The organism is Duganella sp. 3397 (assembly GCF_031456625.1).
GTDB classification, from domain to species: domain Bacteria; phylum Pseudomonadota; class Gammaproteobacteria; order Burkholderiales; family Burkholderiaceae_D; genus Rugamonas; species Rugamonas phyllosphaerae.
Window position 1 is genome coordinate 1,020,985 of sequence record NZ_JAVDVB010000001.1, and the last position, 16,452, is coordinate 1,037,436.

A 16,452-nucleotide genomic window follows, 5' to 3' on the forward strand; every position below is an offset into this window, starting at 1 on the left:
CATGAAACGTTTTATCCAGGTCACCTGCCTGACCGCATTACTCGCCGGTTCCACCTTTGCCATCGCCCAGTCGGGCGGCTACACCGGCCCGACCACCAAGCCTGCCGCCACCGGTTACACCGGCCCGTCCAGCGTGGCGATGAGCACCGCCAAGGACCTGCTGGCCAACGGCAAGGACGACCAGTACGCCAAGCTCAAGGGCAAACTGACCAGCCACAAGGGCGGCGAAGACTACGAGTTCACCGATGCCAGCGGCAAGATCACGGTGGAAATCGACGCCAAGCATTTCCCGCAAGGCGTCAACATCGACCAGAACACGCTGGTGGAACTGACCGGTGAGTTCGACAAGGAAACCTTTGGTGAATCGACCTTCGACGTCAAGCAGGTCAAGGTTGCCCAGTAATTTGCCGAATAAACAAGCGCAATTCTGCGCGATCTGTCTCATTTCCGCAGCAGGAACCGGAGCGCCTGTGCGCTCCGGGTTTTTTTTGCGCGCCCGGCACGCCCCCGGTTTATCCCGAAAACAGCACAGGATCTGCTGCCGACATAATAGTTTCGGTATCAGGTCGCGCAAAAATGTGATTGGTTCACCGATTGCGCGCTCTCTAAGATGGCACCGGTTGCATTGGGTCTTCGGTTCAGTGCACCGACAAAAAATATAACACTGGAGAGAGATATCATGAGCGCACACCCCTTCGGGCGTCACGCAGCATCCCCACGCCTGCAAATCAAACTGACCGTTGCCGTGCTGGCCGGCGCCGGCATCCTGAGCAGTGCTTCGGTCTGGGCGCAGGACGCCCAGGTTGTGGCCGAGCAAGAGGCCGCCAAGCCGGTGACCTCGGTCGTCGTGACCGGCGTGCGTCGCGCGGCACAGAGCGCCCAAAACATCAAGAAAAACGCCGACGACGTGATCGATTCCATCGTCGCCGAAGAAGCCGGTAAATTCCCCGACAAAAATGTCGCCGAAATCCTGGGCCGAGTAACCGGCGTGCAGATCCGTCGCGAAGGCGGTGAGGCCAGTTCAGTGATCATCCGCGGCCTGCCCGGCCTGACCACGCTGCTGAACGGCCGCGAAGTCTATACGTCCAATAACCGCAACCTGTACCTGGCCGACATTCCAACCACCATGCTCTCGCGCATCGACGTCTACAAGACACAAAGCGCCGAGATGGTGGAGGGGGGCACCGCCGGCGTGATCGACGTACGCACCGCGCGTCCGTTCGACTTTGCCGGTTTTTCGGGCAACCTGGCCGCGCGCGTGGAAGACCGCGACAAATCGAATACGCGCGACCCGCAGGTATCGGGCATGGTCTCGAACCGCTGGAAAACCTCGTGGGGCGACTTCGGCGCGCTATTCGGCCTGTCGTACCAGCTGGGACGCTACCACGATGAGGTGGCGTGGAATTCGCCGCCATCGAATACCATCACCAGCGACCCGACTGTCACCGGTCCGTTCGACCTGGGCCACACCAACGCCCGTGGCGACCGCACGCGCTACGCCGGCAACTGGGCCTTCCAGTGGCGGCCATCGAACACCGCGGAGCTGTACGCGGAGGGCTGGTCCACCCGCATCGACCATGACATGGAACGCCAGTTCATGATCAGCAGCATGGGCTGGAATGCCGACAGCAAATACACGCTGTTCCCCGGCACCAAGCAGGTCGATACCATGACCTCTACCGGCAACCTGGGTGCATTGAGTTCCAACCAGACGCCGCAGGATGATTCCGAAACCCACCAGGGCGCCATCGGCGGCCGCTGGAACGTCACGCCGTCGCTCAAGGTCAGCAGCGAATTCGTGCGGACCTACAGCAAGTGGAAGCAGGAAATGCCGATCATGGAAATGTCGGCCCATCCGACCACGATCACCGCCAGCACCTACCGTGACGGCGGCGCCTACTACAACTACCCCGGCTACAACATGCTGGACCCGAACAACTACACGCTGGGCGCTTTCATCGACAACTGGTCCAGTTCGCGCGGCAGCTCGAACGACTGGCGCGGCGACGTCACCTGGAACGCTGGCGAGGAACACTTCTTCCGCGAATTTTCGGGTGGTGTGCGGCTGGCCAAGCGCAAATCGTCGTACCAGCACGAGAGCCTGAATTTCCTGCCGGCGCCTGCCAACCTGCCGGCCGTCTCCTCGTTGCCAGGCCTGACCTGCCCGTCGATGCCGCTGGCAAACGACTACGGCATGAACCGCTGGCTGGTGATCTGCGAGAAGTACCAGCACGCCAATATCGACGCCTGGCGCAAGCTGTACGGCCGCGATGGCAAGACGCCGGCCGACCCGTACTCGCTCTACACCAACAGCGAAGACACCACCGCCTTTTACGGCAAGACCCGCTTCGGCTTTGACGCCGGCAAGGTGCCGGTCGAAGGCACGCTGGGCGTGCGCGTGGTCAAGACCGAACTGGACGTGAACGGCTTCAGCAACATCAACGGCGTGCCGGTGCCTGTGAACCGCAACGTGTCGGACACCGACGTGCTGCCCAACCTGACCGTCAAGGCCAGTCTGACCGACAAGCTGATCGCCCGCTTCAACGCCGGCAAGGCGATCCAGCGTCCGGCCTTCGGCGACTTCAACCCGGGCGTATCGCTGGGCGCGACGCCTGACGGCGAGGGTATTTATGGCGGTAGCGGCGGCAACCCTGACCTCAAACCGGTGACCGGCAAGAACGCCGACCTTGCGCTGGAATGGTATTTTGCGCCAACCGGCAGCCTGACTGCCACCGTGTTCAAGCACAAGTTCGAGAACTACATCATCCGGTCGCTGGCGCTGGAAACCATCGACGGCAACCGGTACCGCATGGATCGTCCGCGCAACGTGAACAAGGGCCAGCTCGAAGGCGTGGAATTCGGCTACCGCCAGTTCTTCGATTTCCTGCCGGGCTGGCTGGGCGGCTTCGGCATGGAGGCAAACTACACGTACCTGAAGGGCCACCTGGTCGATGACGGCAAGGAAGTACCGTTCGCCGGTCTGTCGAAAAACTCGTACAACATCGTCGGCCTGTACGAACGCGGCCAGTGGTCGGCACGCGTGGCCTACAACTGGCGCAGCAAGTTTGTCGATACCTTCAACTACCGCACCCTGGCCGCGCCGGTGGGGCCGCTGGACCTGATCGTCGATCCGATCAAGACCGCCGATGCCTCGATCTCGTACCGCGTGACCGACAACCTGGGCTTCACGCTGGACATGGAAAACCTGCTCGATCGCACGTACCACGACTACCACGGCATCGCCAGCAACCCACGCGATATCCGCCGCTATGACCGGGTAGTTGGACTGACCATGCGCCTGAAGTTCTAACCACGCATCTGCCTCAAACCCGCGCACTGTGCGGCCTTCGGCCCACAGTGCGTTTTAATTTGCTTGCCACTCAACCACTTTTAAATGATAATAGTTCTCATTTAATTCTGGATGGGCAGGGCCTAGCGTGGATGTCAGTGTAGAAAGTCTGTATCGCGAACACCGGCCGTGGCTCACCGCCTGGTTGCGCGCGCGCCTCGGGCATTGCTCCGACCGCGCGGCCGACTTTGCGCAAGACACCTTCGTGCGCATCCTGCAATCGGGCGCCTGCGTGGCCGAGGTGACGCAGCCGCGCTCCTACCTGGCCACCATCGCGCGCGGGCTGATGATCGACCACTTTCGCCGCCACGACATCGAGCAGGCGTACCTGGCCGAACTGGCGCTCGTGCCGCCGCCGCTGCAACCGTCGCTCGAAGAGCGCGCCATCCTGCTCGAAACCCTGCTGACCATCGACCGCCTGCTGGCTGACCTCGGCCCAAAGGTGCGCCAGGCCTTTTTGCTGGCGCAGGTGGAGGGGCTGGATCAGGCCACCATCGCCGCGCAGCTGGGCGTGTCGGTAAGCAGCGTTAAAAAATACATGCAGCAGGCGGTGGTGCAATGCCTGAAGTGCCTGTGACCACAAACAACGACGACCTGCCGCTGGCAGCGGCTGCCGACTGGTTCCTGCTGCTGGCCGAGGACGACTCGTCCGAAAACCGCCGCCGCTGGCAGCACTGGCACGACGCCCATCCGTCCCACCGCTGGGCATGGGAAAAAGTAGAGAAGCTGCAAAGCCTGCTGGCGGCGGCGCCGCGCCAGGCGCCGCACGTGTTGCAGCAGGCCGAACGCAATCAGGCCGAGCGCAAGGTCCACCGCAGCCAAAGTGCCCGGCGCCAGGTCCTCGCCATGCTGGGTGTCATCGCCACCGGCGGCATCGGCTACCGCTTGGCCTCCACCTGGCAGCAGGCCCCGGCCGCGCCGCAGATCGACTGGATCGTCGCCGCCAAAGGCGAGCGGCGCGAAGTCAGCTTGCCCGACGGCGGCCGCCTGTGGCTCGCGTCCGGCACCCGGGTGGGCATCGCCTACGACGCCGGCCACCGCGACCTGTACCTGGACGCCGGTGTGCTGCAACTGACCAGCGGGCGCGATCCGCAAGGGCGCAAGCTGCGCATCCTTGCGCGCGACGGCGTGATCCGCCCGCTCGGCACACGGCTGACCGTGAGCCTGTTCGCCACCCACACGGTGCTGGCGGTGCAGCAGAGCGCGGCCGAGGTGCAGCCGCTGTCCGGCTCCCGGGTGCGGGTGGAAGCAGGGCAGCGCGTGCTGTTTTCAGGCACCGCCAGCGGCCGCCCGGAGACCGCGCTGTTCCCGGAAGACGCCTGGACCCGGGGGCTGCTCACCGCGCTCAATATGCCGCTGACCGAATTTGCCGAGCGCTTCGCACTGTACTCGGGCCAGCACATCGAGGTGGCGCCGGCGCTGGCGGTGCGGCGCGTTTCCGGCACCTTCCGCATCGACGCCGCCGAGCGCTCGCTGCGCACCCTGGCGGACGGCCTCGGGCTGCGGCTGGACCCGGCCGGCGACGGCTGGCGCTTGCGGCCCCGCTAGGCCAGTACCACCGTCGCAAAAATATTTTGCCAGAAGACGGTACTTTTTCAGTTGTGGTCCGGCCTACAGGCAAGTCGATCACTTTTCCATCAAAAATGAACCTTGTCCTCCAGAGTGCCGTAACAGGCCGAGCGCGCAATCGTCAACTGCGTATCCGCCCCTTGCTAGTCGCCTTGCTCAGTGCTGGCATCCTGCTGCCGGCCACCGTCGCCATCGCCGCCGACGATGCGGGTGGCGCTGTCCGCAGCCAGCTCACCAAGGCTTACGCCATCGCCTCGGCGCCGCTGGCCGAGGTGCTGAACCGCTACGCTGCCGAAGCGGGCGTGGTGCTGGTGTTCGACGCCGGCAAACTGGGCGGCGCGCGATCGCAGGGCTTGCAGGGCAAGTACGATGTGCAGGGCGGCTTCCAGGCGCTGCTGGCCGGTACCCGGTACGATGCGGTGATGAACAGGTCGGGCGGCTTCGTGCTGCGCGAACGGCCGGCAGTTGCTCCTGCTGCTGCCACTGCTGGGGGCGGCAAGACCGCGGCCAGCGACGCACCATCGACCCTGCAGGCGATTCACGTGCAGGCGTCCACGCTGGGGACGGTGGACAAGCTGGACCGCGAAATGATCAGCAATGCGGCCGCCATCAACGGCGACCTGACCAGCATGTTGCGCATCAATCCGAACGTGCAATTCGACGAATCGCTGCTCTCGTCGGCCACCGGTGGTGAAATTGCGCCGGCCGAGATCAGCATCCACGGCGCCAAGCCGTACCAGAACGAGATTTTGCTCGATGGCGTGTCGATCTCCAACAGCATCGATCCCGGCAACAAGATCATCAGCGGCAGCCCGGATTTCGTGCCGGGCGCGTCGCAGTCGCTGGCGGTTGACGCCAGCATCCTGTGCGAGATCGAGGTGCTCGACTCCAACGTATCGGCCGAGTATGGCCGCTTTACGGGCGGCGTAGTCAAGGCGAAGATCTGCTCGGCGCGCAAGCAGTTCGGCGGCAAGGTCGCTGTCGGCTACAGCTCGTCGAGCTGGAGCGAACTGCTGATCGATCCGGCCCAGCGCGAGGACTTCGAACAGTCGTCCAACGCCGACTTGCAGCCGCGCTTCAAGAAATGGACCTACAAGACCACTGCCGAAGCGCGCATCGGCACCGATTGGGGCGTCCTGGTGAGCGGCGTAAGACGCAAGTCGGAAATCCCCCTCAAGCGCTTCGATACCGCGAACGAAAGCACCACCGTCAGCCGCGAAGTCACGCAGGAGCGCAAGCAGGATACGCTGGTTGTCAAAGCCGATTACACGCCGGTGCAAGGCATCCACAAGGGCGAGTTGACCCTCGCTTACGCGCCATCGGACAACAGCTATTTTCTCGAAAACTTTCGTGACAGCGATTACACCATCAAGTCCGGCGGCTTGAATTTGAGCGGCCGGCTGGAGTCGCGCTTCGACCTGGCCAGGGTGACCAACCAGCTGTCCTGGTCGCGCAACCGGCAATCGCGCCGCGGGGAAGCGAACCTGTACCGCAGCTGGCGCTGGTCGGAGGCGAAGAACTGGGGCGACCCCACCGGCACCAACCCGACCAGCGGCGAAGGCGCCTGGGGCGATATCGACCAGGAGACCAAGTCGCTCGAGTACAAGCTGGGCGCCGCTTTCACGCCGTTCAAAACCGGCGCCGTGACGCACCGCGTGGCCGGCGGCCTGGAACTGCGCAAGCAGGAGGGCACTTACGCCCGCCTCAAGGACCAGTACCACTACCTGACGCCGGCCAACCTGGCCACCACCGGCGCCATCTCGCGCTGCGAGATGGCGGACGGCACCGTCGATACCGAGGCCTGTTCGACTTCGCCGACGCTCACGCGCGGACAGGGCGATTATTTCCGCAACCTGATCATTTACAACACCGGCGGTTTTACCGTCGATGCGCACTCCACGTCCGCCTACCTCGAGGATGAAGCGACCTGGGGCGGCTTCTCGCTGCGCGCCGGCGTGCGGGGCGACCGCGATTCGCTGGCGGGCCAGACCAACTTCGCACCGCGCATAAAACTCGGCTGGCAGGTCAGCGATCCGCTGTCCCTCGACCTGGGCGCCAACCGTTACTATGGCCGCAACCTGTTCGGCATCGCGATGCAGGAAAAGGTCAACCTGCTCAAGACCACCCGCCAGCGTATCGGTACCACGCTGACCTGGGGCCCGATCACCGCCAGCAAGCCGCTCAACCGCCTGGAAGACGTGAACTCGCCGCATGACGACGAGCTGACGGCCGGCCTGACCTACGAGTCGGACCTGCTGGCCGGGCCACTGAGCGTGCGTTACACCCATCGCGACGGCAAGGACCAGATCGTGCGCCGGCTGCTGACCGGGCAGGCCGATTGCAATGCCAATCAGTGCTACGTGTTTACCAACAACGGCGCCAGCGAAACCAGGGACTGGACGGTGAGCTGGTCGAACGCCCGCGCGTTCAAGCTTGGCAGCACCGTCAACCGCATGTGGGTAGCGGCCAACAAGAGCGATACCAATTCCAACTACTCGACCTACGCCGAGACCTACAGCAGCGCTTTGCTCACCGACGAGCTGATCAACTACGGCGGTACCGTGATGCGTTATTCGCAAATGCCTGCCGACAATTACAACCGCCCGTGGACTGTGCGCGTTGGCGCCATGACCACCTTGCCGGCCCGGCACCTGACCGTCAACAACATGTTGCGCGTGCGCGGCAGCTACGACAGTTACACGCGCCGTGGCACGGCGCAGTACGAGGGCGCGGCTATCCCGAACTTCGAGCTCACCCGGTTGCCGACGTCGCTGGCGATCGATACCGTGGTGCATTGGTCGCCGCGCATTGGCAAGCGCCAGGAGCTGGACGTGAAACTGACCATCGAAAATCTCACCAACCGCAAGAACAAGATGACCGTCAGCGAAGCGTACGTGACCTACGAACGTGGTCGCACCATCGCACTGGAGATCGGCTATGACTTCTAAATTCAAACTCATCGCTGTCATCGGCGTGTGGTTTACCGTGTCCGCCGCCACGGCGGCTGAAGCGTTCCGCTGGGATCAACGGGTGCAGCGCGGCCAGCTCGCTAACGGATTTACGTACTACATCGTCGATGGCAAAAGCCTGGGCAACACGGTCTCGCTGCAACTGGTGGTGCGCGCCGGTTCGCTCGATGAGCGCGACGACCAGTCCGGCGTGGCGCACATGGTCGAGCACATGGTGTTCAAGGCGTCCACCGCCCACCCCGAGGGCGTGGGCAAGTACCTGGAAAGCCAGGGCTGGCGCATCGGCAAGCACTACAACGCGCAAACCAATTTCGAGCGCACCCTGTACCAGCTGATGGCCGCCAACAAGCCGGCCAGTATCGCGGCCGGCGTGGGCGCGCTGGCGCAAATTGCCGGCGGCGCGCAGATTCCTGCGGATGCACTGGAGCGCGAGCGCCAGGTGATCCTGGAAGAGTGGCGCGGCAAACTCGGTGTGCGCGAGCGCATGGACCGCCAGCGCCGCGCCATGCTGCGCGAAGGCTCGCTGTATCCGCAGCGGCCCACCATTGGCACCGAAGCGAGCATCCGCACTCAGCCAGCCGAAGCGCTGCGCAAGTTTTACCAGGACTGGTACCGCCCCGGCAATATGGCGCTGGTGGTCGTGGGCGATGTCGATGCGAAAGCCCTGCGCACGCAGATCGCCGCCGCCTTCAGCGGTTTGACGCCGGGCGCGCTGCCAGAGCGCAACTCTGCCGACCCGGTATTGCGCGACCAGCTGCAAATCCTGCGCTTGCAGGATTCGGAAAGCGGCACCAGCCAGGTGGGTTTCATCAACCGCTTTACCGTGGACCAGCGCCAGGACGACGACGGCTTGCGTGCGCGCCTGGTGGACCGTGTTGCCGAACGCAGCCTGCGCGCGCTGGTGCGCGAGGCTGCCGGCAACCTGCCGGCAGGCGTGTCGTCGCTTACCAGCAGCAAGGGCGAGCTCGGTGACGCTACCGCATCGCTGGGCTTTTCGTCGAGCGTGGCGGTGGGCAGCCACCAGGCCGGCCTGCGCCAGATTTTGCTGATGCGCGAGCGTGTTCGCCGCGACGGTTTGCGCGACGACGACATCCGCGCCGAGATTGAAGAGATCCGCCGCATCAACGCCAAGGGCCCGCAGCAGCAGGCCGCGCGTGATTTCCAGGGCTGGCAGCAAATGCTGGTCGGCGCGGTGCAGGCCGCCCGCGTGCTGCAAGATCCGCAGCAAAAGCAGGCGCAGATCGCCCGCATCGCCGACGCCATCACGCCGGCCGAAGTGAACGCCCGCGTGCGCGCGTGGATAGACGCGCCCGACCGCGCCGTGTTCATGCTGGCGCCGGGCCTGAGCCCGCTCACCCTGCCGACTGCCGCTGAAGTGCTGGCATTGCAAAAGACGCTCGCTGCGCAACCATTGCCGGCGCTGGTCAAGGTGCACAAGGAGGCGCTGGCCGCCTTGCCGGCCGTGGTGCTGCCCGAGATCGAATCGGCTGGCGCCGTGCTGCGCCAGGACGACCTGGGCGGGGGCGTGCAGCGCTGGACCTTGGGCAATGGCGACGTGGTGGTGTGGCGCCACGCCCCGAACGACGCGGTGATGCGCTTTGCCGCCCAGTCAGGCGCCGGCTACCGGCTGCCCGGCGCGCCCGGCTGGCAGTGGCAACTGGCCGCGCAACTGGGCAACATCGCCGACCTGGAAGGCCAGGAGCTGGGGCAACTGGCGCGCTGGAGCGCGGCGCACAAGGTGCGGCTGTCGCAACAGCAGACCGAAACCCAGCTGACCTACAGCGCACAAGTGCCGGCGCCGCAGCTTGATGACTTGTTGCAGCTGTACGCGGCCGGCCAGGTGCAGTCCGATATTTCGCAGGCCGCCCTGAGCGACGCCAGCGAACAGCTGGCGCGCCAGAGTGCACGCCGTCCCGACAGCGCCGGCGAGCGCGCCGGCCGCGAGATGAGCCGCCTGCGCTATGGCGAACAGTTGCCGGGCGACGCCATGCCGGACCTGGCGGCGGTACAGGAACTCGACAGCCAGGCCGGTTTGCAACGGGTGCGCCGCCAGTGGCAGCAACTGCGCGCGTTGCCGGTGACGTATTTCGTCAGCGGCCCGGTTGATGAAGCGACCGTGAAGGCGCTGGTGGAGCGTCACCTGGCCGGCATTGTGCGTCAAGCTACAGCTACAGCTGCAGCGGCAACCGCAACCGCAATGGTATCCGCACCGGTACCCGCATCGGCCTTTTCCGGCCCAGCATCCACATCTGCGTCTGCCACGGCGCTGCAGCAAGCAGGCGGCTATCGCGAGACCCGGTTGGCGATCGGCATCGAGCCGCAGGGCAGCGTGCGCGCCCACGGCAGCCAGCCCCTGGCCTGGTCGCCCGAGCGGGCCATGCGTACGGCCATCGTCTCGCGCATCGTGTATCGCCAGTTGCGCACGGAGTTGCGCGAAAAAGAGGCGGGCATCTATCGGCTTAACTACAAGCTGAGCCTGGAGCCGCAAGGGCGCCTGGCCAGTGAGCTGTCGTTCACCGCCGCACCGGAACGGCTCGATGCGCTGTGGGCATTGGCCAAGACAGTGCTGGAGCAGCTGCCAGCCCGGATCGACACGGCCATGCTGGAAGAAGAAATCCGCCAGATGCGCAGCGACGAGGGCAAGCGCAAGACCGACGCCACGGCCCAGTTCAACCGCCTGCAACTGAGCTACAACCGCTACGGCGACGCGCGTTACCTGAAGGAGAGCGCGCAACTGGCGGCAGGCCTGACGCCCGAGAGCGTGCGCGCACTGGCGCAGGAGTTCAGGCTGGTCGGCGACCTGGTGGTGGTGAAGGTGTTGCCGAAACCAGCTGTACAGCCGTAAGTGCCCCGCAGGCTCTTATTTCGTTCCCAAGTACTCACGCAATTCCTGTTCGTTGGCTTGCGTGTAGTCCTTGTTAATCTCACGTTCAATGAACGACTTCACGTGCGGATCGAGCACCGCGCGCAGCGCCCCGAGAAACTGTGGCGAGGCGCAAAGCACCAGGCGCTGAAACTGGCCTTGTTGCTGCGCCTCGCGCAGTCGGGCGGAGATATCGCGGGCGAACTGTTCGGCTTCCTGTTCGGCTGGCGTATGGGCCGGCTGGTAGGCCTTGTTGGGCGCGCCGGCTTTGGCGTTGTGGGCCAGGCTGACGCCCTGGGTGCCGCCGATATTGTGGCCGGTGTTGGTGGCAGCCGTGGGGCCTATCTTGTCCGGCTCGGTCTCGGTCACCCGCAGCCGCATGGCCGGATTGACCATGTCTTCGAGCTCCTGCAGCGGCTTGGCCGGATCTTGCGCGCTGAAAATTCTGGCCCGTCCGGCGTTGGCGGTGACTATCCATGTGGTGTGCATATCGATCTCCTTTCAACGTAGTGTCAACGTTTTACGCGTGGAGATCCAGTATAGGCACGGTCCTGTAAATGAGGCGCACCGTCGCAGCGACGACCAGCCAGCCGACACCGCTCCGAACAATACTTCACCTGCTCCCAGTCACGCTCCCACTTCTTGCGCCACGTAAACGGCAGCTGGCAATGCGCGCACAGCTTGGTCGGCAGCTCTGATTTCTTGCGCATCTTGGCCATGTGGTGCTTCCTTCAAATGTTCTTTCCCAGTCTCGCCAGGAATGGTTACGGCCCCTCCAGCAACCTTGCCTTGTATTTGATCACTATTTAAGCAACACTGCCCGTGGGCTTACTTCTTCAGCGGGGCGTACTGGTCCAATCAGGATTGGCACCGCTCACCTCGAGAAATCGAAGCGACTGTAGATCATTACACAATTGCCTGACATTTACTGTGACTGTATCCAACGATGAATCTCCACCGACTTGATCTGGTATCGCTCTCCCTGTTTACCCTAGTGGTGCGTACCGGGAGCATCAGTAAGGGAGCTGTATTGGCCAATCTTGCAGTTGGCGCTGCCAGCAAGCGTATCTCCGACCTGGAGCTGATGACAGGTACGCCGCTACTCGAACGTCATTCGCGGGGAGTGATCCTCACGGTAGCTGGCAAGGCGCTGCACGGCCATGCCCAGAGGATACTGAGCGACGTGGACTTGCTGGCGGCCGATCTTTCGGACTATGCATCAGGCCTCGTCGGGGTCGTGCGCCTGTGGGCGAATACGTCGGCCGTTACCCAGTTCCTGCCCAACGATTTAGCCTCTTTCACGGCGGCGAACCCGGGTATCAGGATCGAATTCGAAGAGGGCGACAGCAGGGAGATCGTGGTGGCGGTGCTCGATGGCCGTGCCGACCTAGGCATTTTCGCTGACCGCACGCCTGCGTTGGGGCTGGATCTGGTAACTTATCGAAGAGACCGGCTAAGCCTGGTGGTACCACGTGCGCATGTTTTGTCCGAAAGGCAGTCCGTCTATTTCGAAGAAGTGGTCGACCATGACTTCGTCAGTCTTTCGGCAGGCACGTCCCTGGCAGAGCGGCTGCAAGCCGAAACGGAAGCGCTGGGCCGTAATCTCAAGCTGCGCATCCGCGTGCGCAGCTTCGATGCGATGTGCAAGATGGTTTCCGCCGGCATGGGGATTGCCGTATTGCCGTCAGAGGCGGTGCAGGAACTTGCCGGATCGCTCGATCTGCGCCAGATCGCGCTCAAGGATGCGTGGGCAGAGCGCAGCCTGCTCATAGGCCTGCGCGACGCTGGCGCCATACCACGCCACGTGCGATTGCTGGTGGACCATCTCGCGGACGCGCCGCCCGGCCGCTAACGCACGAGGACAAGACTGCTGCGCTCCGAGCTTTCGCGTTCCGCGAAAGCTCGCTTCTCTCCTTTCGGCTTCTTCCATCGGCTGCACGGGGTCAGAATCGCATTCATCCGCCGACAAGAGCGCCCAAGTCCAGTGCTGCAAACATGCAGCTAAAAAAACTACAGTAGGAGACACGTATGACAACCTCAGGTTCCATTCCTATCGGCTCGTCCATCGCTGCTGGTGCGCTTGAAGAAGCGCGCATCGTGCGCAAGGTCGCCTGGCGCATCATGCCGTTGATCATGATCTGTTATCTCTTTGCGTTTTTCGATCGCATTAACGTCAGCTTCGCCAAGTTTGCCCTGCAAACCGATCTCGGTCTCAGCGATACTGCCTATGGCTTCGGCGCGGGCCTGTTCGTGGTTGGTTACGTGCTGTTCGAAGTGCCCAGCAACCTGATGCTCTACAAGGTCGGTGCACGCCGCTGGATCGCCCGCATCATGGTGTCCTGGGGAATTGCGACAGCGTTGATGGTTTTCGTCCAGACGGAATGGCAATTTTATGTACTGCGATTCCTCATTGGCGCCATGGAAGCCGGTTTCGCCCCGGGCGTGCTGTACTACCTGACATTGTGGTTTCCGACCTCGTATCGTGGCCGCATCACGTCGATGCTGTTTCTGGCGTCGGCTTTTGCCGGCTTGTTCGGCGCACCTGTTGCCGGGCTGGTGTTGAGCCACATGGATGGACTGCTGATGTTGCGCGGCTGGCACTGGCTGTTCATCGTCGGCGGCATACCGTGCGTATTCCTTGGCTTTGTCGTTTTCAACGTGTTGAAAGACCGGATTGAAGACGCCGGCTGGCTGACGCGCGACGAACAGGCGCTGCTATCGGAGCGTATTGCCAGCCAAAATCGTTCGATCGGCGGTCACGGCGAATCCCTGCTAGGTGCACTGAAGACCCCCGGTTTTCTGATGCTGGCACTGGTCTATTTCCTGATTCAAATGAGCTCCTATGGACTGAATTTCTGGGCGCCCCACCTGATCCGCGCTTCGGGCATCACCGACTCGGCCATCATCGGTTACCTGACTGCGATCCCCTATCTGTGCGGTGCCATCACCATGGTCATCGTCGGCCGCCTCTCCGACGTGTCGGGCGAGCGAAGGAAATATGTCATCGGGCTGATGTTGCTGGCTTCGGTCGGCTTCTTCAGTGCCGGCCTGTTCGACAAGCATACCGGACTGCTGATCGTTGCCCTCGGCCTCATGGGGGCGGGCGTGGTTGCCTCGATCCCCGCATTCTGGGCGCTGCCGCCAAAGCTGGTCACCGGGGCGGGCGCTGCGGGCGGCATTGCCCTGATCAATACGCTCGGACAAATGGGCGGCATCGTCAGCCCCGTGGTCGTCGGGCGCATCAAGGACGTGTTTGGCAGCACCACGCCGGCCCTGTACCTGATCGGTTGCCTGAGCCTTATTTGTGCGGCAATCCTCATCTACGGCATGCCTGCGGCGCTGCGGGACAAGGAAGCATCCGCGACGCCGCGCGGTTCCTGAGCTTGCAGCCGGTAGCGGCATGGATCGATGAAGACAGCACTTTGACAGGACTGAGGGAGATTAATCATGAATTCAGGTAACAGCATCGCGGACGGCGCATTGCGCGGCGTCCGTGTGATCGAAATGGGGCAACTTATCGCCGGACCGTTTGCCGGTAAAACGCTCGGCGAATTCGGTGCCGACGTCATCAAGATCGAAGCTCCCGGCTCGGGCGATCCATTGCGTAACTGGCGCATGATCAAGGACGGTACGTCGGTCTGGTGGCAAGTTCAATCGCGTAACAAGCGCTCGATCGCGCTGGACCTGCGCAGCCCTGACGGCCAGGACATTGCCCGCAAGCTGATTGCCGAGGCCGATGTGCTGATCGAGAACTTCCGGCCAGGGACCCTGGAAGCCTGGGGCATGAGCTGGAACGACCTTTCCGCACTCAATCCAGGGTTGGTGATGCTGCGCATTTCGGGTTACGGCCAGACCGGCCCGTACCGCGACCTGCCCGGGTTCGGCGCAATCGGCGAAGCGATGGGCGGATTGCGTCACCTGACCGGTGAGCCGGACCGGGTTCCGGTACGGTGTGGCATTTCGATCGGCGATACCCTGGCCGCCCTGCATGGCACCGTCGGCATCCTCACGGCCCTGTACCACCGCAAGGTCAACGGCGGCAAGGGGCAGGTGATCGATGTAGCCCTGCATGAGGCCGTGTTCAACGTGATGGAAAGCCTGATCCCGGAATACAGCGCCTTTGGCGTGGCGAGGGAAGCCGCAGGCAGTGCACTGCCAGGCATTGCGCCGTCGAACGCTTATCGATGCCTCGACGGTTACGTGCTCATTGCCGGTAACGGCGACAGCATCTTCAAGCGCCTGATGCAGACCATTACACGAGACGACCTGGCGGCCGATCCGGAACTGGCCAACAATGCCGGCCGTGTTGCGCGCGTTGCGGAACTCGACGCGGCCATTGGTGTCTGGACCGCCACGCGCCCGGTGGCCGACGTGCTTGAAATTCTCGGCCAGGCAAGGGTTCCGGCTGGCAAGGTGTACACCGCCAAGGACATTGCCGAGGATCCGCACTACCGGGCCCGCGACATGATTCTGTCGCAGCGCACGCGCGATGGTTATGAGCTGGAGGTGCCAGGCGTGGTGCCCAAGCTGCTGGGCACACCAGGATCGGTGCGCTCCTCCGCGCCAGGACTCGGTGACGACACCGATGGTGTTCTGGGTGAACTGGGATTGACCGCGCAAGACATCGCGGCATTGCGCGAAAAGGGAGTGGTGGCATGAATATCTGGAATGGTGCAGGCCGCCGAATTTACCTGCAGGAAGTGGGCACCCGCGATGGCTTGCAGGCGGAATCCGTCTTCGTGCCGACTACGGAGAAAATTGCCCTGGTTGACAGCCTGTCCCGGGCCGGCATGGCCAAAATCGAGGTGACCGCTTTTGTCTCGCCGAAAGCCATCCCGGCCCTTGGCGACGCCAGGGAAGTGATGCTTGGAATCGAACGCGTACCCGGTGTGATCTACAGCGCACTGGTGCCAAATGTGCGAGGCGCCGAAGGCGCCATCGTCAGCCGGGTCGATGAACTCAACCTCGTCATGTCGGCCAGCGAAAGCCATAACCTGTCCAACCTGCGCATGACACAGGCGCAATCGTTCGCAGGCTTGTGCGAAGTTGCCGCGCTCGCCCGGCAGGCATCGCTTGCAGTGAATGTCTCCCTGTCATGCGCGTTCGGTTGTCCGATGGACGGCGAGGTAGCGCAAGAAACGGTGCTGGAATGGTGCGCGCGCTTTATCGGTGAAGCCGGTGCGGGCGGAATTACCCTGTGCGATACCACGGGCATGGCATTCCCTACCCAGGTCAATTCGTTGACGCGTCGCTTCCGTGACGCCTGGCCGGACATCGAACTGAGCCTGCATTTCCACAATACCCGGGGCATGGGCCTGTCCAATGTTCTCGCCGGTATCGAGGCGGGAGCGGACCGTTTCGATGCTTCACTCGGTGGCATCGGTGGCTGTCCTTATGCACCGGGGGCATCTGGCAACGTCTGCACCGAAGAGGTCGCGCATGCGCTGCAGTTGATGGGCTATGACATCGGCGTCGATCTGGAGAAATTGATCGCCGCGTCGAAGCGCCTGCCAGCCCTGATCGGCCATGACACGCCGAGCCAGATCGTCAAGGCCGGGCGTCGGCTTGACCTGCATCCGCTGCCCAGGGATTTCGAGGTGATACGAGAGCGTGCGCTTTCGCGCGAAATTTGAGGTCAGTGAAGCGCGTTCAGCAACGCATCGGTGCATTCTACCGCACCCATTTTAACCAGATGGAGCCGG

12 protein-coding genes are annotated in these 16,452 nt (G+C 63.2%); 10 read left to right on the forward strand and 2 right to left on the reverse strand.

The window, feature by feature from the left end; genetic code table 11:
* Window position 1 precedes the first annotated feature (1 nt).
* The 6 genes from J2X54_RS04420 (at window position 2) to J2X54_RS04445 (ending at window position 10,732) form a co-directional block, all read left to right on the forward strand.
* Window positions 2-403, forward strand: a complete 402-nt coding sequence (locus J2X54_RS04420; RefSeq protein WP_310178285.1) for a NirD/YgiW/YdeI family stress tolerance protein — start codon at window positions 2-4, stop codon at window positions 401-403.
* Window positions 404-679: 276 nt separating this feature from the next.
* Window positions 680-3,310, forward strand: coding sequence for a TonB-dependent receptor (locus tag J2X54_RS04425; protein ID WP_310178287.1), 2,631 nt, complete (start codon window positions 680-682; stop codon window positions 3,308-3,310).
* Window positions 3,311-3,437: 127 nt separating this feature from the next.
* Window positions 3,438-3,926 (forward strand): sigma-70 family RNA polymerase sigma factor, encoded by a 489-nt coding sequence (locus tag J2X54_RS04430; protein WP_310178289.1) that lies wholly within the window; start codon window positions 3,438-3,440, stop codon window positions 3,924-3,926.
* On the forward strand, window positions 3,923-4,897 hold the full coding sequence (locus J2X54_RS04435) for a FecR domain-containing protein (RefSeq protein ID WP_310178291.1): 975 nt from the start codon (window positions 3,923-3,925) through the stop codon (window positions 4,895-4,897). Before J2X54_RS04430 ends, J2X54_RS04435 begins: the two co-directional genes overlap by 4 nt.
* A gap of 161 nt (window positions 4,898-5,058) precedes the next feature.
* Complete coding sequence (locus tag J2X54_RS04440) at window positions 5,059-7,866, forward strand: TonB-dependent receptor (RefSeq protein ID WP_310178293.1); 2,808 nt, start codon at window positions 5,059-5,061, stop codon at window positions 7,864-7,866.
* The gene (locus J2X54_RS04445; protein ID WP_310178295.1) at window positions 7,856-10,732 is read left to right on the forward strand and encodes an insulinase family protein; all 2,877 of its coding nucleotides are present in this window, start codon (window positions 7,856-7,858) and stop codon (window positions 10,730-10,732) included. The genes J2X54_RS04440 and J2X54_RS04445 overlap by 11 nt, the downstream gene beginning before the upstream one ends.
* A gap of 15 nt (window positions 10,733-10,747) precedes the next feature.
* On the opposite strand, the gene J2X54_RS04450 is transcribed toward J2X54_RS04445, so the two are convergent.
* Entirely contained in the window at window positions 10,748-11,239 is a 492-nt protein-coding gene (locus J2X54_RS04450) for a host attachment protein (protein ID WP_310178297.1), read from the reverse strand.
* Between the two features lie 23 nt (window positions 11,240-11,262).
* Window positions 11,263-11,469 carry a DUF2256 domain-containing protein gene (locus J2X54_RS04455; protein WP_071651629.1) on the reverse strand — a complete coding sequence of 69 codons (207 nt, stop codon included), beginning with the start codon at window positions 11,467-11,469 and terminating at the stop codon, window positions 11,263-11,265.
* 227 nt (window positions 11,470-11,696) lie between these two features.
* On the opposite strand from J2X54_RS04455, the gene J2X54_RS04460 reads away from it, so the two are divergent.
* The 4 genes from J2X54_RS04460 (at window position 11,697) to J2X54_RS04475 (ending at window position 16,383) form a co-directional block, all read left to right on the forward strand.
* Window positions 11,697-12,602 (forward strand): LysR substrate-binding domain-containing protein, encoded by a 906-nt coding sequence (locus J2X54_RS04460; RefSeq protein ID WP_310178298.1) that lies wholly within the window; start codon window positions 11,697-11,699, stop codon window positions 12,600-12,602.
* Between the two features lie 176 nt (window positions 12,603-12,778).
* The gene (locus J2X54_RS04465) at window positions 12,779-14,131 is read left to right on the forward strand and encodes an MFS transporter (protein ID WP_310178299.1); all 1,353 of its coding nucleotides are present in this window, start codon (window positions 12,779-12,781) and stop codon (window positions 14,129-14,131) included.
* A 66-nt stretch (window positions 14,132-14,197) separates the two neighbouring features.
* Window positions 14,198-15,409 (forward strand): CoA transferase, encoded by a 1,212-nt coding sequence (locus J2X54_RS04470; RefSeq protein WP_310178300.1) that lies wholly within the window; start codon window positions 14,198-14,200, stop codon window positions 15,407-15,409.
* On the forward strand, window positions 15,406-16,383 hold the full coding sequence (locus J2X54_RS04475; protein WP_310178302.1) for a hydroxymethylglutaryl-CoA lyase: 978 nt from the start codon (window positions 15,406-15,408) through the stop codon (window positions 16,381-16,383). The genes J2X54_RS04470 and J2X54_RS04475 overlap by 4 nt, the downstream gene beginning before the upstream one ends.
* Window positions 16,384-16,452 lie beyond the last annotated feature (69 nt).